Annotated in this window: 21 protein-coding genes; 8 read left to right on the top strand and 13 right to left on the bottom strand. The window is 72.7% G+C overall.

Annotated features, from left to right (window positions below; translation table 11 throughout):
• Positions 1-2: 2 nt before the first annotated feature.
• From eno to QQZ13_RS03000, 5 genes are all read right to left on the bottom strand, one after another.
• Positions 3-1,283 (bottom strand): phosphopyruvate hydratase, encoded by a 1,281-nt coding sequence (gene eno, locus QQZ13_RS02980; RefSeq protein WP_284527627.1) that lies wholly within the window; start codon positions 1,281-1,283, stop codon positions 3-5.
• Positions 1,284-1,393: 110 nt separating this feature from the next.
• On the bottom strand, positions 1,394-2,083 hold the full coding sequence (locus tag QQZ13_RS02985) for an O-methyltransferase (RefSeq protein ID WP_284527628.1): 690 nt from the start codon (positions 2,081-2,083) through the stop codon (positions 1,394-1,396).
• 84 nt (positions 2,084-2,167) lie between these two features.
• Entirely contained in the window at positions 2,168-3,427 is a 1,260-nt protein-coding gene (gene hisS / locus QQZ13_RS02990) for a histidine--tRNA ligase (RefSeq protein WP_284528023.1), read from the bottom strand.
• Positions 3,428-3,458: 31 nt separating this feature from the next.
• Positions 3,459-4,106: a MazG family protein gene (locus QQZ13_RS02995; RefSeq protein WP_284528024.1), complete on the bottom strand. Its 648-nt coding sequence runs from the start codon at positions 4,104-4,106 to the stop codon at positions 3,459-3,461.
• A 71-nt stretch (positions 4,107-4,177) separates the two neighbouring features.
• Complete coding sequence (locus QQZ13_RS03000) at positions 4,178-5,329, bottom strand: Na+/H+ antiporter NhaA (RefSeq protein WP_284527629.1); 1,152 nt, start codon at positions 5,327-5,329, stop codon at positions 4,178-4,180.
• A 109-nt stretch (positions 5,330-5,438) separates the two neighbouring features.
• Here QQZ13_RS03000 and QQZ13_RS03005 point away from each other — a divergent pair, with 109 nt between their 5' ends.
• The gene (locus QQZ13_RS03005; protein ID WP_284527630.1) at positions 5,439-8,102 is read left to right on the top strand and encodes a phosphoenolpyruvate carboxylase; all 2,664 of its coding nucleotides are present in this window, start codon (positions 5,439-5,441) and stop codon (positions 8,100-8,102) included.
• Positions 8,103-8,105: 3 nt separating this feature from the next.
• Here the strand turns inward: QQZ13_RS03005 and QQZ13_RS03010 are convergent, their stop codons facing one another.
• Complete coding sequence (locus tag QQZ13_RS03010) at positions 8,106-8,708, bottom strand: gamma carbonic anhydrase family protein (RefSeq protein ID WP_284527631.1); 603 nt, start codon at positions 8,706-8,708, stop codon at positions 8,106-8,108.
• A gap of 98 nt (positions 8,709-8,806) precedes the next feature.
• Between QQZ13_RS03010 and QQZ13_RS03015 the strand changes: the two genes are divergently transcribed.
• Positions 8,807-10,237, top strand: coding sequence for a basic amino acid/polyamine antiporter (locus tag QQZ13_RS03015; protein ID WP_284527632.1), 1,431 nt, complete (start codon positions 8,807-8,809; stop codon positions 10,235-10,237).
• Positions 10,238-10,307: 70 nt separating this feature from the next.
• Here the strand turns inward: QQZ13_RS03015 and QQZ13_RS03020 are convergent, their stop codons facing one another.
• Positions 10,308-10,802 (bottom strand): hypothetical protein, encoded by a 495-nt coding sequence (locus QQZ13_RS03020; RefSeq protein WP_284527633.1) that lies wholly within the window; start codon positions 10,800-10,802, stop codon positions 10,308-10,310.
• Positions 10,803-10,853: 51 nt separating this feature from the next.
• Positions 10,854-14,468, bottom strand: a complete 3,615-nt coding sequence (mfd, locus tag QQZ13_RS03025) for a transcription-repair coupling factor (protein ID WP_284527634.1) — start codon at positions 14,466-14,468, stop codon at positions 10,854-10,856.
• 146 nt (positions 14,469-14,614) lie between these two features.
• Here mfd and QQZ13_RS03030 point away from each other — a divergent pair, with 146 nt between their 5' ends.
• Positions 14,615-15,727, top strand: a complete 1,113-nt coding sequence (locus QQZ13_RS03030; protein WP_284527635.1) for an alcohol dehydrogenase catalytic domain-containing protein — start codon at positions 14,615-14,617, stop codon at positions 15,725-15,727.
• Between the two features lie 60 nt (positions 15,728-15,787).
• Here QQZ13_RS03030 and pth read toward each other — a convergent pair whose 3' ends face one another.
• Both pth and QQZ13_RS03040 read right to left on the bottom strand, forming a co-directional pair.
• Entirely contained in the window at positions 15,788-16,372 is a 585-nt protein-coding gene (gene pth, locus QQZ13_RS03035; RefSeq protein ID WP_284527636.1) for an aminoacyl-tRNA hydrolase, read from the bottom strand.
• 68 nt (positions 16,373-16,440) lie between these two features.
• Positions 16,441-17,070, bottom strand: coding sequence for a 50S ribosomal protein L25/general stress protein Ctc (locus QQZ13_RS03040; protein ID WP_284527637.1), 630 nt, complete (start codon positions 17,068-17,070; stop codon positions 16,441-16,443).
• 244 nt (positions 17,071-17,314) lie between these two features.
• On the opposite strand from QQZ13_RS03040, the gene QQZ13_RS03045 reads away from it, so the two are divergent.
• Positions 17,315-17,437 (top strand): hypothetical protein, encoded by a 123-nt coding sequence (locus tag QQZ13_RS03045; RefSeq protein ID WP_284527638.1) that lies wholly within the window; start codon positions 17,315-17,317, stop codon positions 17,435-17,437.
• Here the strand turns inward: QQZ13_RS03045 and QQZ13_RS03050 are convergent.
• The gene (locus QQZ13_RS03050; protein WP_284528025.1) at positions 17,422-17,898 is read right to left on the bottom strand and encodes a gluconokinase; all 477 of its coding nucleotides are present in this window, start codon (positions 17,896-17,898) and stop codon (positions 17,422-17,424) included. The two genes, QQZ13_RS03045 and QQZ13_RS03050, sit on opposite strands and share 16 nt — an antisense overlap.
• A gap of 196 nt (positions 17,899-18,094) precedes the next feature.
• Between QQZ13_RS03050 and gndA the strand changes: the two genes are divergently transcribed.
• Positions 18,095-19,561: an NADP-dependent phosphogluconate dehydrogenase gene (gene gndA, locus QQZ13_RS03055; protein WP_284527639.1), complete on the top strand. Its 1,467-nt coding sequence runs from the start codon at positions 18,095-18,097 to the stop codon at positions 19,559-19,561.
• Positions 19,562-19,569: 8 nt separating this feature from the next.
• Positions 19,570-20,043, top strand: a complete 474-nt coding sequence (locus QQZ13_RS03060; protein WP_284527640.1) for a VanZ family protein — start codon at positions 19,570-19,572, stop codon at positions 20,041-20,043.
• 15 nt (positions 20,044-20,058) lie between these two features.
• Here QQZ13_RS03060 and QQZ13_RS03065 read toward each other — a convergent pair whose 3' ends face one another.
• Together QQZ13_RS03065 and QQZ13_RS03070 are read right to left on the bottom strand one after the other, a co-directional pair.
• Entirely contained in the window at positions 20,059-20,784 is a 726-nt protein-coding gene (locus QQZ13_RS03065; protein ID WP_284527641.1) for an ABC transporter ATP-binding protein, read from the bottom strand.
• 55 nt (positions 20,785-20,839) lie between these two features.
• The gene (locus tag QQZ13_RS03070; RefSeq protein ID WP_284527642.1) at positions 20,840-22,324 is read right to left on the bottom strand and encodes an ABC transporter permease; all 1,485 of its coding nucleotides are present in this window, start codon (positions 22,322-22,324) and stop codon (positions 20,840-20,842) included.
• A gap of 199 nt (positions 22,325-22,523) precedes the next feature.
• On the opposite strand from QQZ13_RS03070, the gene QQZ13_RS03075 reads away from it, so the two are divergent.
• Together QQZ13_RS03075 and QQZ13_RS03080 are read left to right on the top strand one after the other, a co-directional pair.
• On the top strand, positions 22,524-23,258 hold the full coding sequence (locus tag QQZ13_RS03075; protein WP_284527643.1) for a response regulator transcription factor: 735 nt from the start codon (positions 22,524-22,526) through the stop codon (positions 23,256-23,258).
• The gene (locus tag QQZ13_RS03080; protein ID WP_284527644.1) at positions 23,258-24,745 is read left to right on the top strand and encodes a cell wall metabolism sensor histidine kinase WalK; all 1,488 of its coding nucleotides are present in this window, start codon (positions 23,258-23,260) and stop codon (positions 24,743-24,745) included. The genes QQZ13_RS03075 and QQZ13_RS03080 overlap by 1 nt, the downstream gene beginning before the upstream one ends.
• The last annotated feature ends 6 nt before the right edge of the window (positions 24,746-24,751 follow it).

Consider the following 24,751-nt stretch of genomic DNA (forward strand, 5'->3'; position numbering starts at 1 on the left):
GCTCAGCCCTTGAAGCGCGGGAACGCGCCGCGACCGGCGAAGACCGCGGCGTCGCCGAGCTCCTCCTCGATGCGCAGGAGCTGGTTGTACTTCGCAACGCGCTCGCTGCGGGCCGGCGCGCCGGTCTTGATCTGGCCGGCGTTGACGGCGACCGCGAGGTCGGCGATCGTCGTGTCCTCGGTCTCACCGGAACGGTGCGACAGCATCGAGCGGTAGCCGTTCTGGGTCGCGAGGGAGATCGCGTCGAGCGTCTCGGACAGCGTGCCGATCTGGTTCACCTTGACCAGGAGGGCGTTGCCCACGCTGAGGTCGATGCCCTTCTGCAGGCGGACCGGGTTGGTCACGAAGAGGTCGTCGCCGACGAGCTGGACCTTCGAGCCGAGCGCGTCGGTGAGGTTCTTCCAGGCGTCCCAGTCGTCCTCGGCCAGCGCGTCCTCGATCGTGACGATCGGGTAGTTGGCGACGAGGTCGGCGAAGTACTCGGTCAGCTGGTCGGCCGACCAGGCCTTGCCCTCGACGGTGTAGACGCCGTTGTCGAAGAACTCGGTGGCGGCGACGTCGAGGCCCACGGCGATGTCCTTGCCGGGCGCGAAGCCGGCCTTCTCGATCGCCTTCATGAGGAAGTCCAGACCTTCGCGGTTGCTGGGGAGGTCGGGCGCGAAGCCGCCCTCGTCGCCGAGGCCCGTCGCGAAGCCGGCGGCCTTCAGCTCGCCCTTGAGGACGTGGTAGACCTCGGTGCCCCACCGCAGCGACTCGGCGTAGGTGTCGGCGCCGATCGGGGCCAGGAAGTACTCCTGGAAGTCGATGCCGTTGTCGGCGTGCTCGCCGCCGTTGATGACGTTGAACAGCGGGACGGGGAGGACGTGCGCGTTCGGTCCGCCGATGTAGCGGAACAGCGGCAGGTCCGCGCTGTCGGCGGCGGCCTTCGCGACGGCCAGCGATACGCCGAGGATGGCGTTGGCACCGGTGCGCGACTTGTTCTCGGTGCCGTCGGTCTCGATGAGGATCTCGTCGACGATGCGCTGCTCGCTGGCCTCGACGCCCTCGATGGCGGGGCCGAGCTCGTCGATGACGGCGGCGACGGCCTTCAGCACGCCCTTGCCGCTGTACCGGCTCTTGTCGCCGTCGCGCAGCTCGTACGCCTCGAACGCGCCGGTGGATGCGCCGGAGGGGACGGCCGCGCGCTGGACGATGCCGTCGTCGAGCAGCACCTCCACCTCGACGGTCGGGTTGCCACGCGAATCCAGGATCTCGCGTGCGCCTACAGCCTCGATCAGTGCCACAGGGGACTCCTTGCTTGTGGAGGATGGATCTCGGAGCGTCGTCGGTCCGTCCCCGAGTCTAGTGATGCCCGGAGGGGTGCCACAGTGGGGCGCACCGGATCAAAGCGCGCTCACGCTTCGCCGGGTCGCACCACGAGGGCGATCGCGACCCCGTCCCACCCCTTCGCATCGAGGGTCTGCAGGGCCGTGGCCTCGAAGCGCGGGTCCTCGCCCAGCAGCGCGAGTCCCTTCCGGGTGCCGATCACCTGCGAGGAGGTCGTGCCGGCGTCGGCCACGGCGCCGCCGCGTCCGACGTTGTCGACGACGACGACGGTGCCGACGCGCCCGAGCCGCGCCGCCCAGTCGAGGTAGAGGGCGTTGGACTCCTTGTCGGCGTCGATGAAGACGAGGTCGAACGGCTCCTCGCCGGCGAGGGTGGGGAGGACGTGCTCGCCCCGCCCGATCCGGATGTCGACCCTGCCGCCGACACCCGCGCGGTCGATGCTGGCGCGCGCCACGGCGGCGTTGTCGGGCTCGGCTTCGATGGTCACCACGCGGCCGTCCTCGGGGACGGCGCGCGCGAGCCAGATCGTGGAGTATCCCCCGAGCGTGCCGATCTCCAGCACCCGCCGGGCGCCGCTCATCCGCGCGAGCAGGTGGAGGAGCTTGCCGTTGACCGGCGCCACCTCGATGTCGGGCATCCCCGCGGCGCGCTGGGCCTCGACGGCGGCCTCGAGGTCGGGGTCGGGGCCCACGAGGGTGTCGGCGAAGTAGCGGTCGACGGCGCGCCAGGTCTCGGGCGTCGGATCGTGTGCGGTCATGCCCCCAGCGTCGCCACCCGCGTGGGATCCGTCAAGGCGCCGTGTCCGCTCGCCGCCGGCACGGGCTTGCGCGCCGGTGGCGGCTCAGCCGAGCGGCTTCACCTCGAGCGCGTCGCGCGGCTGACCGGCCGCGACCGCGGCGAACGAGGTGTACCCGTCGGCCGTGGCGCGCTCCAGCAGCGCCTTGAGGTTCTTGGTGCGCTGCTCGAGCCGGACCCGGGCGCCCTCGGCCACCAGCGCCGCCTTCAGGGCCGCCAGCTCGGCGACCGGGACGTCGCGGTCGTGGACGAGCACCACGGCGCCCGCCCGCTCGCCCTCGCCCGGGGCGACGAGGTCGACCAGACGTTCGAAGCCGATCGAGAATCCGACAGCCGGCACGTCCTGGCCGAGGAAGCGGCCGATCATCCCGTCGTAGCGCCCGCCGCCGCCGAGCGAGTACGTGACGGACGGGTGGGCGAGCTCGAAGATGGTCCCGGTGTAGTAGCCCATCCCGCGCACGAGGAACGGGTCGAAGCGCAGGGGCACCCCGCCCGCCGCGGGGCGGGCTGCAGCGACCGCGTCGCCGATGCCGACGAGGTGGGCGACCAGGTCGTCGGCGATCCCTTCGGGGAGCGCCCCGCGGATCTGCGCCGCGCCGAAGGGCTCGTCCTCGGCGGCGTCCGGGCGACCGAGGAACTCCTCGAACGCGTCGACCGCGGCCGCCGTCGCGCCGCGCGCGCGGAGTTCGTCGGCGACGCCGGCGGGGCCGATCTTGTCGAGCTTGTCGATCGTGATGAGGACCCCGGGGCGCTCCTCCGGGGAGAAGCCGAAGGCGTCGAGCATCCCGTCGAGCACGCGGCGGTCGTTGATGCGGACCGTTCCGCCCTCGAGCCCGAGGGCGTCGAGGGTGTCGAGGCTCGCGACGAGGAGCTCGGCCTCCGCGCGGGCCGACGGGTCGCCGATGATGTCGATGTCGCACTGGACGAACTGGCGGTAACGACCCTTCTGCGGCCGCTCCGCGCGCCACACCGGAGCGATCTGGATCGCCCGGAACACCGAGGGGAGCTCCGACCGGTGACTGGCGTAGAACCGCGCGAGCGGCACCGTGAGGTCATAGCGCAGGCCGAGGTCCGACAGCGCCGCGGGGTCGTCGGCGGCGGCCCGGATGGCCTCGGCATCCATCCCGCGCTTGAGGACGCTGAAGGAGAGCTTCTCGTTGTCGCCGCCGATGCCCGCGTGCAGGCGCGCGTACTCCTCGACGACCGGCGTCTCGATCTCGTCGAACCCGTGCGCGCGGTAGCGGTCGCGGATGACGGCGAGCACGCGCTCGCGGCGGGCCTTGTCGGCGGGGAGGAAGTCGCGCATGCCGCGCGGCGGGTTCACGGATGCCACAGGTCTAGTTTCCCAGATCCGTCTCGGCCGCCCGCCCCGCGGCGGACGACGGCGCCGCTTCGGCACCACGGATGTCGTCCTCGAGCCGGCGCAGCCGCTCGCGCAGCGCCCGCTCCGCGTCCCATCCCCGTGCGCGCGCCGTGGCGACGAGGGACAGCAGCGCGTCGCCGAGATCCTCCTCGCTCGGCGGCCCGCCGACGCTCTCGCTCGGCGCGGGCAGCGCCGGCACGGCGGCGGCGCGGGAGAGCAGCTTCTGGGCCAGCGCCAGCGACGGCATGTGCGGGGAGACGCCGTCGAGGACGCTCGTGCGGGTGCGCTTCTCGGCAGCCTTGGCGGCGTTCCAGTGGACGAGGACCTCCTCGGGGGTCGTCGCGACCGCGTCGGCGAAGACGTGCGGATGCCGGCGGACCATCTTGTCGGTGAGGCCGCGGGCGACGTCGTCGATGTCGAACGGCTCCTCCCCCGCCTCGGCCGCGACGGCCGCGTGGAACAGCACCTGCCAGAGGAGGTCGCCGAGCTCCTCGCGGAGGTCGGCGCGCGACCCCGCCTCGACGGCGTCGATGAGCTCGGCCGACTCCTCGACGAGGTAGGGCACCAGATCGCGGTGGGTGATGCGGGCGCTCCACACGCAGTGCTCGCGCACCGCCCGCATCGCCTCGGCGGCGGCACGGAGCGGGTCGTCGGAGCGCGGGAGGCGGTCGCGCCCGGCGGTGCCGGCCGGGGTCAGACCGCCGGGATCAGGAGACGTCGGTGATGCCATGCCCGCCACGATACGAGCATCGCGGCCAGAACGAGCGAGAGGAGCGAACCGGCCAGCACGCCGAGGGTCGCCTGGTCGCGGACCGCGGCGTCGCCGGCGAACGACAGCTCGGCCAGCAGCAGCGACACGGTGAAGCCGATGCCGCCCAGCGCACCGGCCGCGAGGAGGTCGCCGATCTCGAGCCGCGGCGCCCCCGGCAGGTGCGCCACGCGCTGGGCGATCCATCCCGCCACGGTGATCCCGACGATCTTGCCGAGCGGCAGCGCGGCGGTCACGGCCCAGAACGCCGGGGACAGGGCTCCCGGTGACACCTGCGGGATCGCCACGAGGGCCGCCGACAGGGCGAACACCGGCAGCACGACGGCGTTGACCCAGGGCTCGAGGGCGTGGCGCGCGCGCAGCGCGGGCTGCTGCGCCATCACCAGTCCGAGGGCGACGCCGGCGATGGTGGCGTGCACACCGGAGGTCAGGACGCACCACCACACGAGGACGGCGACGATCACGAGCGCGACGATGAGGATCGGGCGCGTGGAAGTGTCGAGCGCGCGGCTGAGCAGCCGGAACGCGACGAGCCCCACCGCGGCGAACGCGAGCAGCAGGAGGTTGACGTCGCTGGTGAAGAGGACCGCGATGAAGACGATGCCGACGATGTCGTCGAGGATCGCGAGTGCGAGCAGGAAGACGCGCAGCGCCGAGGGCAGGCCCTTGCCGAAGACCGCGAGCACGCCGAGCGCGAAGGCGATGTCGGTGGCGGTGGGGATCGGCCAGCCGCGGGCGCCCTCGGTCCCGCCGGCGATCAGCAGATAGACGGCGATCGGCACGAGCACGCCGCCGGCGGCGGCGATGGCCGGCTGGAGGGCCGTGCGCGCCGAGTTCAGACGGCCGCTGGTGAGCTCGAACTGCAGTTCGACCGCGGCGATGAAGAAGAAGACGGCGAGCAGACCGTCGGAGATCCAGTGGCCGACGGACAGATGGACGATCCCGGGGATGCCGAGGTAGGTGGCCTTCGCCGCCTGGGCGCCGTCTGCCCAGGGAGAGTTCGCGAGGGCGAGGCCGAGGACGGCGGCCAGCAGCAGGAGGACGGCAGGGAAGCGGGCGGAGCGCAGCAAGGCCACAGGGCCTCCTTCAGGGTCGGTGAGCACGACGCCGACCAGACTTCCCGGCACACCTTCCTCCAGCGTAACGCGTGACGAGCACGAAACGTGGGGCCATTACCGTGGAGTCATGCGTGAACTCACCCGGACCGAAGCGATCGATCTCGTCGGACGCGGCGAGGCCGAGCAGGAGCTGCCCGAGCGGATGCGCGCCGACGTCCGCCTGCTCGGCGGCATCCTCGGCCAGGTGCTGCGCGAGAGCGGCTCGCCGGGCCTCTTCGACGACGTCGAGCGACTGCGCACCGCGACGATCGCCGCCTACACGGACGAGTCGCCGGAGGCCTTCGAGCGGGCAGCCGCGATCGCCGAGTCCTTCTCGGTCGACCGCGCCGACGAGGTCGCGCGCGCGTTCACCGTGTACTTCCACCTCGTGAACCTCGCCGAGGAGCACCAGCGGGTCCGCGTGCTCAAGGAGCGCGACGGCCGTCCCGAGAAGGAGGACGTCACCGACTCCGTCGCCGCCGCCTTCGTGCGGCTGGCCGGCGAGGTGGGCGACGACACGGCGCTCGACCGGCTGCAGAACCTGCGCTTCCACCCCGTGTTCACCGCGCACCCCACCGAGGCGCGCCGTCGCGCGGTGTCGTCCAGCATCCGCCGCCTGGCCGCTCTCCTCGTCGAGCACGATGCCGCCCTGCGCGGCGGCGCCGACGAGCGCCGCGCCGAGCGACGCATGATCGAGGAGGTCGACACGCTGTGGCGGACCGCGCCGCTGCGGGCCGAGAAGCCGACCCCCGTCGACGAGGTCCGCGCGATCATGGCGGTCTTCGACGAGACGCTCTACACGGCCGTCCCCCACGTCTACCGGCGCGTCGACGACGCCCTGCAGGGACCGGGCGCCGGCAACCGCGCCCCGGTCGTCCGCCCGTTCGTGCGGCTGGGCACCTGGGTCGGCGGCGACCGCGACGGCAACCCGTTCGTCACGGCGTCGGTCACGAAGAAGGCGGCGGCCATCGCGGCCGAGCACATCCTCCTGGGCCTGGAGCGCACCGCCGACCGCGTCGCCCGCACCCTCACGCTGGCCGCCGACACCACTCCTCCGAGCGCCGCGCTCCAGGCGCTGCTGCAGCGCCTGACAGCCGCCGACGAGGAGGGCGGCGCGGACGCGGTCAAGCGCGCAACCGGCGAGCCGCACAAGCGCGCGATGCTCCTCATCACCCGGCGGATCTCCGCCACGCGGCGCCGCGACGCCGACCTGGCGTACCGCGATCCCGAGCATCTGCTCGCCGACCTGCGGACGGTCCAGGACTCGCTCGTGGCCGCCCGGGCGGCCCGGCAGGCGTACGGCCACCTGCAGCAGCTGCTGTGGCAGGTCGAGACCTTCGGCTTCCACCTCGCCGAACTCGAGGTGCGCCAGCACTCCGCGGTCCACGCCAAGGTGCTCGCGGAGTGCGAGGCGGGCGGCGCCCTCAGCACGCAGGCCGAGGAGGTGCTCGAGGTCTTCCGCACCATCGCCCAGGTGCAGCAGCGCTACGGCCCGCGGGCAGCGGGCCGCTACATCGTCTCCTTCACCCAGTCCGCCCAGGACCTGGCGAACGTGCACCGGCTGGCGCGGTACGCCGTGGGCTCCAGCGGCATCCCCCCGGTGCTCGACGTCATCCCGCTGTTCGAGACGTTCGCCGACCTCCAGGCGGCGCGTCGCATCATGGCGGAGGTCGTCGAGCAGCCCGAGTTCGCGGCGCGGCTGGAGGCCACCGGGCGCCGCCTCGAGGTGATGCTCGGCTACTCCGACTCCTCGAAGGACGTCGGTCCGGTCGCGGCGAACCTCGCCCTCTACGAAGCGCAGGCGGAGATCGCCGCCTGGGCCCAGGAGTCCGGCATCCGTCTCACGCTCTTCCACGGGCGCGGCGGAGCGCTCGGACGCGGCGGCGGCCCGGCGAACTCCGCGATCCTGGCGCAGCCGCCGCACTCGGTCGACGGTCGGTTCAAGCTCACCGAGCAGGGCGAGGTCATCTTCGCCCGCTACGGCGACCCGGCCATCGCGATGCGCCACATCGATCAGGTCGCCGCCGCGGTGCTGCTGGCCTCGGCGCCCTCGATCGAGCGGCGCAACGAAGAGGCGGCGGCCCGCTTCGCCGAGGTCGCCGCGACGATGGACAGGGCCTCGCGCGAGCGCTTCTTCTCGCTCGTCAAGGCGCCCGGCTTCGCGCCGTGGTTCGCGACGGTCACCCCGATGGAGGAGATCGGGCTGCTCGCCCTCGGGTCCCGTCCGGCGCGCCGCGGCCTGTGGGTGGAGTCGCTCGAGGACCTGCGCGCCATCCCCTGGGTGTTCGCGTGGTCGCAGGCGCGCATCAACCTGGCCGGCTGGTTCGGCCTCGGCACCGCCCTGGAGGCCGTCGGCGACGTCGAGCTGCTGCGCCGCGCCTACGAGGAATGGCCGCTGCTGCGCACCGTGATCGACAACGTCGGCATGAGCCTGGCCAAGGCCGACACGCGCATCGCCCGCCGCTACCTCGCTCTCGGCGATCGGGACGACCTCGCCGAGCTCGTGATGCACGAGATGGAGCTGACCCGCGACTGGGTCGTCCGCATCACCGGAGGCGACGAGCTGCTCGCCAACCGTCCCGTGCTCCAGCGCGCGGTCAAGATGCGCGACCCGTACGTCGATGCGCTCTCGCTGCTGCAGCTGCGCGCGCTGCGCGTGCTGCGGTCGCAGGAGACGGCCGCGCCGGAGTGGCAGCGGCTGCTGCTGCTGTCGGTCTCGGGGGTCGCTGCCGGGCTTCAGAACACCGGCTGAGCGTCAGCCGTCGACGCGGCGGTCGCCGGCGTGGCGGGCCAGCGACGAGCCGTATCGCTCGGTCAGCTGCACCATCAGGTCGGGGGTGGCCCGGTCCAGGCCGAACACGTAGCCCGGGAAGTCCAGATCGTGCTGGAGCGCCCAGATCTCGTCGTGCCGGTCGGGCGGCAGCATCTGGGCGGGATCGCCCACGGCGACCCAGCCGATCGGGACGACCGACTCGGGCGGCAGCACCGTGCGCAGGTGGACGACCGCGTTGATGCGCACCTCGCTGTGCGTTCCGATGCGGGCGCCGTTGAAGACGCGCGTGCCGGTGGCGAGGAACACCTCGTCCTCGACCGTCGCCCCCGAGATGCTGGCCATGGGGCCCACCAGCACGTGCGAGCCGATGTGGACCGGGTGGGAGGCGCTCGCGCGGATCAGCGCGTTCTCCATGACGATCACGTGCTCGCCGAGGGTCACCGGACCTCCCTCGGCGGTGAGGACGGCACCGTGGAGCACCTGGCAGCCCGCCCCGATGGTCACATCCCCCGAGACCACGGCGGTGGCCGCCACGACGGCGTCGGGATGGATGCGGGGCTGCGCCCCGAGGTGCTCGAATCGCATGTCGCCAGCGTATGCCGCCGGCGCCATGTCCGTCGAGGCGTCCCCGCCGCGCCGGTAGGGTGAGGGTTCGCCCTCTCCCCCAGCCGGAAAGCTCTCCCGTGACCTCGACGCCGCAGCGCACGACGACGACGGTGTCGGCCCTCACCCTCGCCGGGTTCGTCGTCGGCTCCATGGTCGGCGCTGGCGTGTTCTCGCTGCCGGGGCGCTTCGCCGCCGAGACCGGCGTCACCGGAGCGCTCATCGCCTGGGGCATCGCGGGCGGCGGGATGCTGATGCTGGCCCTCGTCTTCCAGCACCTCGCCCTGCGACGACCCGACCTCGACGCGGGCGTGTACTCCTACGCGCGCGCCGGCTTCGGCCGCTATGCCGGCTTCTTCTCCGCGTTCGGGTACTGGGCGAGCGCGTGCGCGGGGAACGTCTTCTACTGGGTCTTCATCATGTCGACCCTCGGCGCCGTCTTCCCCGCCCTGGGCGCGGGCGACACGGTGCTCGCCGTGGGCGTCTCGTCCGCCGGCCTCTGGCTGTTCTACGCGCTCGTGCGCAGCGGCGCGCGGGAGGCCGCCGCGATCAACCGGATCGTGAGCGTCGCCAAGGTGCTCCCGATCGTCGTCTTCGTTTTCCTGTGCCTGTTCGCCTTCGATCCGCAGGTCTTCGCCGGAAACCTCACCGGCGGCGCCGGCGCCCCGGTCCTCTACGAGCAGGTGCGCGCCACTCTCCTCGTCACCGTCTTCGCCTTCATCGGAGTGGAAGGCGCCAGCGCCTACTCCCGTCACGCGCGGCGGCGGTCCGACGTCGGCCGGGCCACGGTCTTCGGCTTCCTGTCGGTGCTCGCGATCTTCCTCTCGGTGACGATCGTCTCGTACGGCATCCTCCCCCGCGAGGAGATCGCCGCCCTGCGCCAGCCCTCGATGGCGGGGGTCCTGGAGGCCGTCGTCGGCGGATGGGGCGCGGTGTTCATCGGCGCCGCGCTGGTCGTCGCCGTCCTCGGGGCGTACCTGTCGTGGACGCTGATGGCCGCGGAGGTGCTGCTCGTGGCCGCGCGCTCCGGCGACCTGCCGCAGGTGTTCGCCCGCACGAACGCGAAGGACGTGCCGGTCGGCGCGCTCACGCTGTCGACCGTGCTGGTGCAGGTGCTGCTGATCGTGGTGCTGTTCGCCGCCGACGCCTTCGACGTCGCACTGAACCTCACGAGCGCGCTCGCCCTCATCCCCTACTTCCTCACCGCGGGGTTCGCGCTGAAGCTCGCGCTGGCCGACCCCGAGCGGCGGTCGCGCGCGCGCCGTGCCGGCACCCTCGTCGTCGCGGTGCTGGCGACCGCCTACACCGGCTTCCTCCTGTACGCCGCCGGCGCGGAGTACACGCTGCTGTCGCTGCTGATCATCGTGCCGGCCACGGTGCTGTATGCGGCCGCGCGGCGTTCGCGAGGGGAACGGGTCTTCTCCCCCGCCGAGTGGGTGCTGTTCGCCGTCGCGGCGGCCGGGGCGATCGCTGCCGCGACGCTCATCGCGACCGGCGTGCTCGTGATCTGACCGGCGTGCTCGTGAGCTGAGCGGCGATCGAGAGCGATGCCGACGGCGTGCTCACGGTGCGGGCGCCCGATCAGTACGCCGCGCAGCTCTCGTCCGCGGGCACGACGGTCACCTCGACGCCGGTCGCGCCGGTGAGGCCGTCTCGACCGAGCGCGCGGTAGGCGAGGCGGACGGCGTCGGCCCGCCCGGGGCGGGCGGGGTCGATCAGGGCGTAGCCGACCTCGACGTGGCGCTCGGTGCCGGCCGGTATCGCGTGCTCCGGGGCCGCCGTGTCGAACCCGCTGGCCGTGCCGGTGAGGGTGCCGACCAGGGGACGCGTCCGCCAGCCGACGACCTCCAGGTTGTCGCCCTCGACGAGCTCCACACCGACGAGCTCCGCGTCGACCGTCGCGGTGACGAACGTCGTGCCGATCGTGACGCGCGGATCGCCCGCGGTGACGGGCGTGCAGATGCCGTCGCCCGCCTGCTGCGCCGACACGGGCCGCAGCGCCGCGCACCCCGACGCCGCACACCCGAGGACGGCGAGCGCGGTGAGGACGGCGGGAACCCGGAGTCGACGGCGCATGTGCCGACCCTAGCGAATCCGACGGCGGCGAACCGACGACGGCGAACCCGCTCAGCCCTGGAGGGCCGCGTCCGCCTCGCTGCTGTCCGGCACCGGCAGCGGGAACAGCTGGTCGAGCAGCTGCCGGGTCCATGCGATGAGGTCGGCATCGGCGAGCGACTCACCGCCGGCGCTCGGCAGCGGCACGATCATCGCCTCGCCGCCGGAGAGGATCTTCGCCTTCGGGTGGAGGCGCTGCAGCCGCACGCGCAGCGAGTCCGGCAGGCGCGCGGGGGCGACGCGGAGGTTCGGCCCCATGGCGACGACGTCGGTCAGGCCCGACTGGGCGGCGCGGCGGCGCAGACGGGCGACCTCGAACAGCCCGTCCACCTCGGGCGGCGTCGCCCCGTAGCGGTCGCGGAGCTCGTCGGCGACCAGGTCGATCGCGTCGGCGGCCGCGGTGACCGATGCCGCCGCCGACAGCTTCTGATACGCCTCGAGCCGCAGCCGCTCGCTGTCGATGTAGGACTCGGGGATGCGCGCGTCGACCGGCAGCTCCAGCCGCAGCTCGGCCGGTCCCTCGGTCTCCTCACCCCGGAAGGTCGCCACCGCCTCGCCGATCATCCGCAGGTAGAGGTCGAAGCCGACGCCCGCGATGTGACCGGCCTGCTCGGCCCCGAGGAGGTTGCCCGCTCCCCGCAGCTCCAGGTCCTTCAGTGCCACCTGCATGCCCGAGCCCAGGTCGTTGTTGACGGCGATCGTCTCGAGGCGGTCGGCGGCCGTCTCGCTGAGCGGCTTCATCTCGTCGTAGAGGAAGTAGGCGTACGCGCGCTCGCGTCCGCGCCCCACCCGGCCGCGGAGCTGGTGGAGCTGACTGAGCCCGTACTTGTCGGCGCGGTCGATGATGATCGTGTTGGCGTTGGAGATGTCGAGACCGGTCTCGATGATCGTCGTCGAGACGAGGACGTCCGCGCGGCGCTCCCAGAAGTCGTCGACGACCTGCTCGAGCGCGTGCTCCCCCATCTGCCCGTGCGCGACCGCGATGCGGGCCTCGGGGACGAGCTCGGCCAGATGCGCCGCCACGCGCTGGATGGACTGCACGCGGTTGTGGACGTAGAAGACCTGGCCCTCGCGCAGCAGCTCGCGGCGGATCGCCGCGGCCACCTGCTTGTCGCCGCGCGGTCCCACGTAGGTGAGGATCGGATGGCGATCCTCGGGCGGGGTCTGCAGCGTGGACATCTCGCGGATCCCCGTGACCGCCATCTCGAGCGTGCGCGGGATCGGGGTCGCGCTCATCGCGAGGATGTCCACGTTCGTCTTGAGCTTCTTCAGCTGGTCCTTGTGCTCGACCCCGAAGCGCTGCTCCTCGTCGATGATCATGAGGCCGAGGTCCTTGAAGATCACCTTCTCGGTGAGGATGCGGTGGGTGCCGATGACCATGTCCACCGTGCCGTCGGCGAGCCCCGCGATCGTCTCGCGCGCCTGCTTGTCGGTCTGGAAGCGCGAGAGCGGACGCACCTTGACGGGGAAGCCGGCGAAGCGCTCGGTGAAGGTCTCGAGGTGCTGCTTGACGAGCAGGGTGGTGGGGACCAGCATCGCGACCTGCTTGCCGTCCTGGATCGCCTTGAACGCGGCCCGCACCGCGACCTCGGTCTTGCCGAATCCGACGTCGCCGCTGAGCAGGCGATCCATCGGGATCGGCCGCTCCATGTCGGCTTTGATCTCATCGATGGTCTGCAGCTGGTCGAGGGTCTCGGCGAAGGGGAACGCCTCCTCCAGCTCGCGCTGCCACGGCGTGTCGGGTCCGAACGCGTAGCCCTTCGCCGCCATGCGCGCCGAGTAGAGCTTGACGAGCTCCACCGCGATGTCGCGCACCGCCTTGCGCGCCTTGCCCTTGGCGGCCGCCCAGTCGCTGCCGCCCATCTTGGAGAGCGTGGGGGCTTCGCCGCCGACGTACCGCGACAGCTGGTCGAGCTGATCGGTCGGCACGAAGAGCTTGTCGCCGGGGAAGCCGCGCTTGGACGGCGCGTACTCGAGCACGAGGTACTCCCGCTGGGTCTTCACGGCGTTGCGCCCGCCGGTGGAGACCTCGCGCTGCACCAGCTCGACGAAGCGCCCGATGCCGTGCGTGGTGTGAACGACGACGTCGCCGGGCTTGAGCTGGAGGGGGTCCACGACATTGCGCCGGCGGGACGCGAGCTTCTTCACCACGCGCGAGTCGGCGCCGATCGTGCGGCCGTAGAACTCGCTCTCGGTCAGCACGGCCAGTCGCGCGCCGGCGTCCTGGAACCCGGCCTCGAGCGTCGCCACGACCGCGGTCGCCATGCCCGCCGCGGGCGCGTCGGCGAGGTCCTGGGCCGTGCGCGCCGGCACGCCGCGCTCGGCCAGCACGTCACGGGCCCGGTCGACGAGTCCCGTGCCGCCCGAGGCGATCACCACGCGCCAGCCGTCGGCCACGAGCTGGGCGACATGACCGGTCGCCCCCTCGACGTTGCCGTGGAACGAGGGCACCGGCGCGGCGGCCACCCGCACGGCGCCGGAGGACTCGACGAGGCCCTCCGCCTCGGCATCCGCATCGCCCGAGTCGAACCCGCTCAGAGTCCACCACACGCCCCCGCGCTCGCGGGCGGCCTCGCGCAGGGCGGGGAGGGTGAGGAAGTCGCCCGCACCGAGGTCGACGGGCGTGTCGGCGCCCGCCGTGGCCGCGCTCCACGCGGCTTCGAGGAACTCCTGGTTCGTCTCGCCGAGCGTGATGGCGCGCGTGACGGAGCGCTCCGGATCGAGGAGGGCCGCGGCCGTTCCCCGCGGAAGGTAGTCCATGAGCGGGACCACGGCGTCGGCGACGACCGGGAGCAGGGACTCCATGCCCTCGGTGGGGATCCCCTCGCTCATCTTCTCGAGCATCCCGCGAAGCCCCGGGAAGCGGTCGCGCAGCGCCGCGGCGCGCTCGCGCACGCCCGCGGTCAGCAGCAGCTCACGGCTGGGGATGAGGGTGACCGATGCGACATCGCCCGGGAGCGAGCGCTGGTCGGCCACCGAGAACGCGCGGATCTGCTCCACCTCGTCGCCGAAGAACTCGACCCGCAGCGGGTGATCGGCCACCGGGGGGAAGACGTCGAGGATGCCGCCGCGGACCGCGAACTCGCCTCGGCGCGACACCATGTCGACGCGCTGATACGCGAGCTCGACGAGGCGCCGCACGACGTCGTCCCGCTCGTGCCCGCGCTCGCCCGCGACCAGCTCGATCGCGCCGGCATCGGTGAGTCCCGAGGCTATCGGCTGCAGGGCCGCACGGACGGAGGCCACGACGATCAGGGGCGCCGACCCGTCCCACGCGTGGGCCCGGCGGAGCACCTCCAGCCGCCGTCCCACCGTCTCGGGACTCGGGCTCAGCCTTTCGTGCGGCAGGGTCTCCCACGCCGGGAAGTGCAGCACCGTCGCGTCGGGGAGCAGGCACTCCAGCGCGGCGCCCACGCTCTCGGCGCGGCGCCCGGTCGGGGCCATCACGAGCATCGCGGGAGGCGAGCCCGCCTCCGCCGCGGTCGCACGGGCCGAGACCAGGGCGGCGAGCAGCGGCGCGTCCAGACCGGTGACGAGGGAGAAGTCGGTGTCGGTGCGGCTCCCGCGGAGCACCTCGGCGAACGGCTCCGACTGCACGAGGGCGCGCACGATCCCGGCGACTGTCATCCCTCCAGTCTAGGGCGGACCCCCGACACGCCGACCGGTCGGGCGCACGACACCCGGCATCCGCTCCGCGTTCACTCGCGCGTCACGCGGCCTGCCTAACGTGGCGTCCTCCCGCACCCGCGGGGCAGGATCGAGAGGCGCGGACCATGGGCGGTGTGACGACGCACCGGCGGACGACGATGGAGACCGCCACCGGCGTCCGCGTGGTCCTCGAGCCGGCCGCCGAGGCCATCGCCTTCCTGGGGGCCGATCTGCCGCTGCAGCGGATCGCGGTGACCGAGGTCACCCTCCGTCCCGGGGAGCTGCTCGTCGAGGTCGAGCTCGCCACGGTGTGCGAGCGGGATCTGCGCACGGCCCTGGGCGAGCGGCCCGCCTCCGCCGCGCAGGTGCTCGGGCACGAGCAGGTGGGCCGCATCGTCGCGTGCGGGCCCGGATCGCCCGCGACCACCGTCGACGGCGTGCCGCTCAGCCTCGGCGACCGCATCGTCTGGGCGGCGACCGTCGACTGCGGCGCGTGCGAGATGTGCCGGGACGGCATCCCCGAGGCATGCCTCGACCAGCGCCGCTACGGCCATGAGCGCGTGCGCCGCGGCTGGGAGCTGTCGGGCGGGCTCGCGACCCACGTGCACCTGGTCGCGGGCACGGCGGTCGTGCGGGCGCGCGACTGGATCCCGGCCGAGGTGTTCGCCCCCGCCGCGTGTGCGACCGCCATCGCCGCAGCGGCTCTCGACGCCGCCGAGCAGGTGCGACCCCTCTCCGGCGAGACGGTGCTCGTGTCGGGTTGCGACGCGGTCGGGCTGACCGCGGTCGCGATGGCCGCGGCGCGCGGCGCGCGCGTCCTGGCGGTCGACCCCGATCCGCATCGCCGCACCCCGGCGCCCGCGTTCGGGGCGGAGTCGACCCATCGGCCGGGACGCGCCCCGGCGGGCTACCGGGTCGCGCTGGAGTTCGGGGGCTCGCCCGAGGCGGTGACCGACGCTGTCGCGGGCGCCGGTCCCGGGGCGGTGCTCGTCCTCGCCGAGAGCGCGGAGGGGGCATCCGGCGCGGTGCCGGCCGCGACGCTGGTGGAGCGCGGGCTCACGGTCCGGGGCGTGCGCGGATACCGTCCGGAGCACCTGCTCGATGCCGTCCGGTTCCTCGAGCGCGCCGACCACGGCCTGTTCTCGGGGCTGATCGGACGCACGGTGCCGTTCTCCGACGCGGTCGCGGCGCTGACCTCGCCGGTCGCGCGCGGCGCCCTCATCGCCGTGCGCCCCTGAGCCGCCGGGGAGGCTGAGCGCCCGGCCCCGGACGGCACCCCCGACCCGGCCGCGGCGCGATCAGGCGCGCGGGGCGTGCCAGCGCTGCTGTGCGGCGAGCAGACCCTCGTCCACCAGCAGCTCGACGGCGTCGGCGGCGTCGCCGATGAGGCTCGGCAGGGCGGCGCGCTCGGTCGACGAGAACGGATCGAGCACCCAGTCCGCCGGATCCTGACGCCCGGGCGGACGGCCGATCCCCACGCGCACGCGGGGGAAGTCCGCCGTCCCCAGCGCCTTCGCGACGTCGCGCACCCCGTTGTGGCCGCCGTGGCCGCCGCCGACCTTGAGCTTGACCGTGTCGAAGGGGATGTCGAGCTCGTCGTGGACGATGACCACCCGCTCGGGGGGCACGTCGTAGAAGCGGGCCAGCGACGAGACCGGGCCGCCCGACACGTTCATGAAGGAGTTCGGCGTCGCCAGGACGAGCCTCGGTCCCCCGGGACGCAGCCACGACTCGGCAGCGCGCGCGTTGGCCTTGTGCGCCCGCAGCGTCTCCGAGCGACGCGCCGCGAGCTCGGCGACGACCATCTGCCCGACGTTGTGCCGGGTCGCCTCGTATCGGGGGCCGGGGTTGCCCAGTCCGACGACCAGCCAGCTCTCTGCCATGGGGGTCCCTTCCGACGACGACGCCCGCCGCCACCAGTATCGGCGGCGACGGGCGTCGTGGGGTACGGTCACTCGGCCTCTTCGGCCGCCTCCGCCTGCTCCTCGGCGACGGCCTCGTCGGCCGCCTCGATCTCGTCGGCCTCGGCGATCGTCGCCGCCGGCACCGCGATGGCGACCACGAGGGTCTCGGGGTCGGTGACGAGGGTCGCGCCCTTGGGCAGCGTCAGGTCGGCCGCGGTGATGTGCGTGCCGTCCTCGAGACCCTCGACGTCGACGACGACGTGCTCGGGGATGTGGGTGGCCTCGACCTCGAGCGACACGGTCGCGTTGTCGAGGTTGACGATGGTGCCCGGGAAGGGCTCGCCCTCGACGAGCACGGGAATGTCGACCTGGACCTTCTCGCCCTTCTTCACGACGAGGAGGTCGATGTGCTCGATGATCTGGTGCACCGGGTCCTTCTGGACGTCCTTGACCAGCGTGAGCTGCTCCTTGCCGTCGAGCTGGAGCTCGAGGACGACGTTGGCGCGGCGCACGAGCAGCGCGACCTGGTGGCCGGGCAGCGCGACGTGCACCGGGGTGCTGCCGTGGCCGTAGATGACGGCGGGGATCTTGCCGGCGGCGCGGAGGCGGCGGGCGAAGCCCTTGCCGAAGTTCTCGCGGGTCTCGGCGATGACCTTGGTGTCGGTCTCAGTCGACATGGTGATTCTCCTTGCGGGCCGCGACTCTGTGCGCGGGCCCTGGTCTGGGGTCTGGTGGATTCGACTCGAACGCCCGCGCGTGAGGAAAGCCACAGGACAGCCGCCAGGCAGAATCTCTGAGCCGATTCACCGCGTCGATCACGGATGCCGGAGCATCCCTCGCCGAAGTACGTCCCGAGTCTACCAGCGCCCCCGCTACGATGGTGACGCGCCCGCACCGACCTGCGCCGACCGAGGAGGACCCATGGACTACGGCTGGATGTCGCACGCTCTCCTGTGGCTGATCGGCCTGATGTCGGTCGGCGCCACCCTCGGCGCCCTCGGCGCCCTGTGGTCGCTCGGGCGCGCCGGCTACCGCAAGGACTGAGCGTCCCGCACCGCCGCGATCCGGCGGACCACCGACTCGAGGTCGGCGTCGTTGGCCACCCGCGCCCCCGCTTCGTCGGTCGCGAGCGGCTCGAGGGTCGCGAGCTGGGAGTCCAGCAGCGTCGCCGGCATGAAGTGGTCCCGCCGCGACACGCGTTCGCGCAGCTGGGTCTGCGGCACGACGAGCTCGACGAACCAGGCGTCCGCCGTCGTAGCGCGGATGCGGTCGCGGTACGCGCGCCGCAGCGCCGAGCAGGCGACGACCACCGGCGCCTCTCGCGACAGCACGAGGGCGACCGCGTCGAGCCACGGCGCCCGGTCCTCGTCGTCCAGCGGCTTTCCCGAGGCCATCTTCGCGACGTTGCTGCGCGGATGGAGATCGTCGCCGTCGACGAACCGCGCGCCCAGCCTCGCCGCCAGAGCGGCCCCGACCAGCGACTTGCCCGAGCCGCTCGGCCCCATGACCACGATCCTGCTCACACCCGCTCCTCCATGGCCGCGGTCCGCACCCGCGGCCCCGCCCGGACTCGCGCCGGGGAACCGTCGGTTCAGACACTACGCGCGACGACGTGCCGGACGCGTCACGCGGCGACGCCACACGCCGGGGCGGACTACGCTGGGAGGTGATTCCCTCCCCCGTTTCTCCGAGGAGTTCTCTGTGTCAGAAGCCGTCGCGGTCCCGCCTGCAGCCAACATCGGAGTCGTGGGGCTCGCCGTCATGGGGTCCAACCTCGCCCGCAACCTCGCATCCCGCGAGGGCAACACCGTGGCCGTCTTCAACCGCAGCAGGTCCAAGACCGACGAGCTGATCGCGGAGCACCCCGAGGCCGAGTTCGTCCCGGCCTTCTCGTACGAGGAGTTCGCCGCGTCGCTGCAGAAGCCGCGGACGGCGATCATCATGGTCAAGGCCGGCGGCCCGACCGATGCGGTCATCGCGTCGCTCATGGACGTCTTCGAGCCGGGCGACATCATCATCGACGGCGGGAACTCCCTGTTCACCGACACGATCCGTCGCGAGCGGACGGTGCGCGAGCGCGGTTTCAACTTCGTCGGCATGGGCGTCTCCGGCGGTGAGGAGGGCGCGCTGAACGGCCCCTCGCTCATGCCGGGCGGACCGGACGAGGCGTGGGTCACGCTCGGCCCGATCCTCACGTCGATCGCCGCGGTGGCCGAGGGCGAGCCCTGCGTCACCCACGTCGGCCACGACGGCGCGGGGCACTTCGTCAAGATGGTGCACAACGGCATCGAGTACGCCGACATGCAGCTGATCGCCGAGGCGTACGACCTGATCCGCCGCGGCACCGGCAAGTCGCCCGCCGAGATCGCCGACATCTTCGCCGAATGGAACCGCGGCGAGCTCGAGTCCTACCTGATCGAGATCACCGCCGAAGTGCTGCGCCAGACCGACGCCGCCACCGGCCGCCCGCTGGTGGACGTGATCGTCGACGAGGCCGGGGCCAAGGGCACCGGCGCCTGGACCGTGCAGACCGCCCTCGACCTGGGCGTGCCGGTCTCGGGCATCGCCGAGGCGACGTTCGCCCGCTCGCTGTCGAGCCACCGCGAGCAGCGCGATGTGGCCGGAGGGCTTCCCGGTCCTTCCTCCGAGGACTTCACCGTGGCCGATGCGGGCGCGTTCGTCGAGCAGGTCCGCCTCGCCCTGTACGCGTCGAAGATCGTCGCCTACTCGCAGGGCTTCGACGAGATCCGCGCCGGCGCCGCCCAGTACGGCTGGAACATCGACCTCGGTGCGATCAGCAAGATCTGGCGCGGCGGCTGCATCATCCGCGCGCAGTTCCTGAACCGCATCGCCGACGCCTACGACGCGGCGCCGGAGCTCCCGGTCCTGCTGACGGCCCCGTACTTCGTGGAGGCTCTGGGGCGCGCGCAGGACGCGTGGCGCGAGATCGTCCAGGTCGCCGCCGGCGCGGGGATCCCGGCCCCCGCCTTCTCGTCGTCCCTCGCCTACTACGACGGGCTGCGGGCTGAGCGCCTCCCCGCCGCACTGATCCAGGGTCAGCGCGACTTCTTCGGAGCCCACACCTACCGCCGCACCGACAAGGCCGGAACCTTCCACACCCTGTGGTCGGGCGACCGGACCGAGGTCGAGGCCGAGGACACCCACTGACCGCGGTCGTGGCGGCGCCGGCCGAGGAGTCCACTGCGCTGCGCGTGCATCGCGCGGCGGCGCGCGTCGTGCTCGCCATCCTGTCCGGGCTGTACCTGTGGGCGGTGGCGTGGATGACGCTGCGGGCCCGTCCCTACGGCTCCGACATCGCGGCCGCCCTGGACCGGCTGCTCGCCTGGTTCGCCCAGCGCGAGTCGACGGCCTGGATCACGTTCGACCGCGTCGAGTTCGGCGCCAACGTGGCGATGTTCGTGCCCCTCGGCATCTTCGCGGTGCTGTGGTTCGGGGTGCGCGGCTGGTGGACCGCTCCCGTGCTGGGGCTGCTGGCCAGCGGCGCGATCGAGTTCGCTCAGGCGCTGTTTCTCGATGCGCGCGTCGCCGATGTCCGCGACCTGGTCGCGAACACCCTCGGCGCCGTGATCGGGATGCTGCTCATGCTCCTCCTCGCGTTCCTGCTCTCGCCCTCCCGGCCCCGGAGGTGAGGACGTCGCCGCGCGTCAGCGGGTGATGTCGCGGATCGTCCCCTTGTCCAGTCGCAGGCGGCGCCCCGCGCGGCGCGCCACCGCGGAGTCGTGGGTGACGACGACGAGCGTCAGCCCCTCCGCGTTGAGCTGCTCGAGCACGGCGAGGATGTCGTCGCGCATCGACTCGTCGAGGTTGCCCGTCGGCTCGTCGGCGAGCAGCACCCGTGGTCGCTTGGCGATGGCGCGGGCGATGGCCACGCGCTGCTGCTGACCGCCGGAGAGCTCCCCCGGTCGATGGTCGGCGCGCTCGGCGAGCCCGACGCGCTCCAGAGCGTCGGCCACCAGTGCCGCCCGCTCGGAGCGGTCGAGCCCGAGCGGCTCGAGGCCCATGTCGACGTTCTCCGCTGCCGTGAGGGTGGGGATGAGGTTGAACGCCTGGAAGACGAAGCCGATCTCCCGGGCCCGCACGTGCTCGAGGTCGGTCGCCGAGGCCGTGGCGAGGTCGGTCTCGCCGATCATCACGTGTCCGGCGCTCGGGGTGTCGAGTGCCCCGAGCAGCTGCAGCAGCGTCGACTTCCCGCCGCCGGTCGGCCCCTGGATCGTCACGAACTCGCCGGATGCGATCTCGAGATCCACTCCCGTGAGGGCCTGCACCACGCGACCCTTCTGCGCGTAGGTCTTCACCACGCCGGCCAGCCGGTAGGCGGCCGCCTCCGGCGTGGCGGCGGGGTCGGCGGGGCTCTGGTCGATGAGGGTCATGTCGTCGTCTCCTGGATCGGATGGGTGGGATGGGCGTAGGAGGGCGCAGCCGTCGTCAGGCGACCGCGCGGAGTGCTTCGGCGGGGCTCAGGCGCGCGGCGCGCCATCCGCCGAAGGCGCCGGCGACGAGGCCGCCGGCGACTGCCAGCAGGAGCGCGAGCAGGATGATGCCCACCGACAGCGGCGCACTCAGGACGATGTCGGCGGAGGTCTGGCCGAGCTGGGCGCCGAACGCGCCCATGCCGCCCATGCCGCCGGGCCCGCCCTGTCCGAGGGCGTCCTCGGCCGCGGGTGCCGAGGAGATCGTGGGAGAGATCAGATTGACGGCGACCACGCCGGCGAGCCCCAGCACGATGCCGACGGCCCCGCCGATGAGCGCCTGGACCACCGACTCGCCGGCGACCTGCCCGACCACGCGCCGGTTGGACCATCCGATGGCCTTCAGGGTGCCGATCTCGCGCGTGCGCCGTGAGATGCCGGACATGGTCAGCAGGATCGCGAGGGCCACGGCGACGGCGAGCACGATGACCGACAGCCATGTGCCGAGGCTCGTGATGAGCGAGGAGGCGCTCGACAGCGACCCGGACACGTCGGCGGCGAGGTCGGACTGCGAGCTGACCGTCGCCTCCGGCAGCGCCTCCTCGAGCGCGGCTTGGACGGTCGCGATCTGGTCGCTGGAGGCCGCCTGCACGTAGACCGTCGAGACGACGTCCCCCGCGCCCGAGAGGTCCTGGGCGACGTCGAGCGGGATGTACACGTTCGCCGCGGTGTCGGCCTCGGAGGAGGTGGACGCGACGATGCCGACGATCTCGAAGGCGGTGCCTCCGACGTCGATGGTGTCGCCGACGGCGAGATCGGCGCTCGTCGCGTACGAGGCGTCGAGGACGGCGACGTCCGCACCGGCGTCGGCGTCGGTCAGCGCGCGACCCTCGGTGACCTCGACGGCCGACAGCGGCCCCACGGCGGTGTCGGCGGCCTCGACTCCCAGGACGGTGAACGAGTCGACGGTGAAGGATCCGCCCCCGAATCCGCCCATGCCGCCCTCGCCGTCCTCGGGCATGGGCTGTGCCTGGCCGGCGTCCGCTCCGCCCTCCGTCGCGGCGTCCGGCCGCTGGGGCAGCTCGCCGTCGAAGGTCGTGTTGGTGAGGCTGAGTGCGCCGGAGGCCGCGGCCACACCGTCGATGCCGGTCACCGTGTCGAGGGTCGCGGCGTCGATGGTGCCGCGGAGGAAATCGGTCATGAGACGCGACTGGTTGAGGCTCGTCGTCCCGTCGTCGGAGGTCGTGCCCTCGTCGTCGCCGAAGTCGAACTGCGGACCGCCGCGGCCGCCCTCGCCCGGCTCGGCCTGCGCGCCCGACACCGTGAGGTCGGTGCCGACGCCGTAGACGGATTCGAGCGCCTGGGCCTGGGCGTCGCGCACGCCCGCCGACAGCGCGTTGACGACGATGACGAGCGCGATGGCGATGGCGAGGCCGGTCGCGACGATGGTGGTCTGCTTCTTGCGCCCGGACAGCTCACGGCGCAGGTACGTCCAGTACATGGGTCTCCTTCTCGACGGCCGGTCGGGCCGCACCGGCATCGACATCCGGCATCCCGACGCTAGGGAGCGTGATTCTGCGCGCGGTCTGCGGGAGGTATGGGGACGCTATGAGCGAGGGGGCGACGACGCCCCCGCTTTCACAGAGGACGCATAGGTCTTCCCATAGGAACCGCATAGCCGGAGGGACACAATGGGAGCCATGACCGCACCCGCCGCCGCACCCGCCCTCCGCCGCCCCGACGGCTCACCCCTGCGCGTGCTCGTCGTCGACGACGAGCAGATGCTCACCGATCTGCTCTCCATGGCGCTGCGGATGGAGGGCTGGGAGGTGCGGACCGCGGGCTCGGGGTACGACGCCCTGACGGCCACGCGCGAGTTCGACCCCGATGCGCTCGTGCTGGACATCATGATGCCCGACCTCGACGGCATGTCCGTGCTCCAGCGCCTCCGCCACGGGGGCAACGATGTGCCGGTGCTGTTCCTCACCGCGAAGGACGCGGTCGCCGACCGCGTCGCGGGGCTGACCGCCGGCGGCGACGACTACGTCACGAAGCCCTTCAGCCTCGAGGAGGTGGTCGCACGCCTGCGCGGACTCATGCGCCGCGCCGGCAGCGCGACCGCCGGCGGCGCCGACCCGATCCTGCGCGTGGGCGACCTGACCCTGAACGAGGACTCGCACGAGGTCGAGCGCGGCGAGGCGCAGATCGAGCTGACGGCCACCGAGTTCGAGCTGCTCCGCTTCCTGATGCGCAACCAGCGCCGCGTGGTCTCCAAGGCGCAGATCCTCGACCGCGTGTGGAACTACGACTTCGGGGGCCGCTCGAGCGTCGTGGAGCTCTACATCTCGTACCTGCGGAAGAAGATCGACGCGGGCCGTGAGCCCCTGATCCACACCGTGCGCGGCGTGGGCTACATGATCAAAGCCCCGCAGTGATGACCGACGCCCCCACCACGCTCCCCCGGCACCGCTGGAGCCTGCAGACGCGGCTCATCGTGGCCGTCGTGTCGCTCGTGGCACTGATCCTCCTCGCGATCGGCTTCGCCACGGGCACGATCCTGCGCTCGATCATGGTGGAGAACCTCGACGCGCAGGTGACCTCGGCGGCGGAGCGCATGCACCTGGCGCCCACCGGCAGTGCGGCGGAGATCCTCAACGAGGGCCGCCAGGAGGTCGGCACGCTGCTCATCGTCAGCAACCTGTCCGGGACGACGGGTGCGTACGTCAGCGACGACGAGGTGGCCGTCGCGCTCTCGGACGATGACGTGCGCGGCGTCCTCACGAGCTTCCAGTCGGTGGACCGCCTGGGCTGGGGCGACGCCACGGTCGCCGGCGCCGGCGACTACCGCATCCGGGTGCAGGGCACGGTGTCGGGCGGGTACATCGCCGTCGGGATGCCGACCTCGGAGCTGGCCTCGACGGTCGCGCAGATCCTGACGACGGTGACCCTGCTCACCCTCGGAGGCCTGCTCGTGCTCGCCGCCGTCATCGCGGTCGTGATCCAGCAGGCGCTGAAGCCCCTGCGGGTCGTCGCGGACACCGCGGCGCGCGTCGCCTCGCAGCCCCTGGACTCCGGAGACGTCAGCATCACCGAGCGGGTGCCGGCCGCCGAGGCCGACGCCTCCGACGAGATCGGCCGCGTGGGGGCGGCGCTGAACACCCTGCTCGACCATGTCGACACGTCGCTGTCGGCGCGGCAGCGCAACGAGGAGCGGATGCGCGCCTTCGTCGCCGACGCGAGTCACGAGCTCCGCACCCCGCTCGCCGCCATCCGCGGGTACTCCGAGCTGTCCCTCCGATCGCTGCAGCGCCCCCACGACACCGATGACCAGCGCCAGGCGGCCGCGCAGCAGTCCGAGCAGGGGCTGGAGCGCATCCAGGCCGCCTCGCTGCGGATGACCACGCTCGTCGAGGACCTGCTGCTGCTGGCGCGGCTGGACGAGGGCAAGGAGCTCGTCTACGGCGCGGTGGACCTCACGCGCATCGCGATCGACGCCGCCGCCGACGCCCAGGTCGCGGGGCCCGACCACACCTGGCGGGTCGACGTGTCCGAGGAGCCCGTGGTCGTCGCCGGCGACGGAGCGCGGCTGCATCAGGTCGCGGCGAACCTGCTCGCCAACGCGCGCGTGCACACCCCGACGGGTACGCAGGTGACGGCGTCGGTGTCGCTCGACGGCGGCGACGCGGTGCTGCGCGTGCACGACGACGGCCCCGGCGTCGACCCGGCGGTCGCCGACGAGCTGTTCGAGCGCTTCGCCCGTGCCGACTCGTCCCGCGCGCGTCAGACCGGCGGCACCGGACTCGGCCTGTCGATCGTGAAGGCGATCGTCTCGGCCCACCACGGCACGATCACCGTCGACAGCCGGCCGGGATCGACCACGTTCGAGGTCCGTCTCCCGGCCCGCCCGGCCGATCCCGCCTGAGGAGCG

Source organism: Microbacterium sp. T2.11-28, assembly GCF_950097975.1.
In the GTDB taxonomy this organism is placed as follows: domain Bacteria; phylum Actinomycetota; class Actinomycetes; order Actinomycetales; family Microbacteriaceae; genus Microbacterium.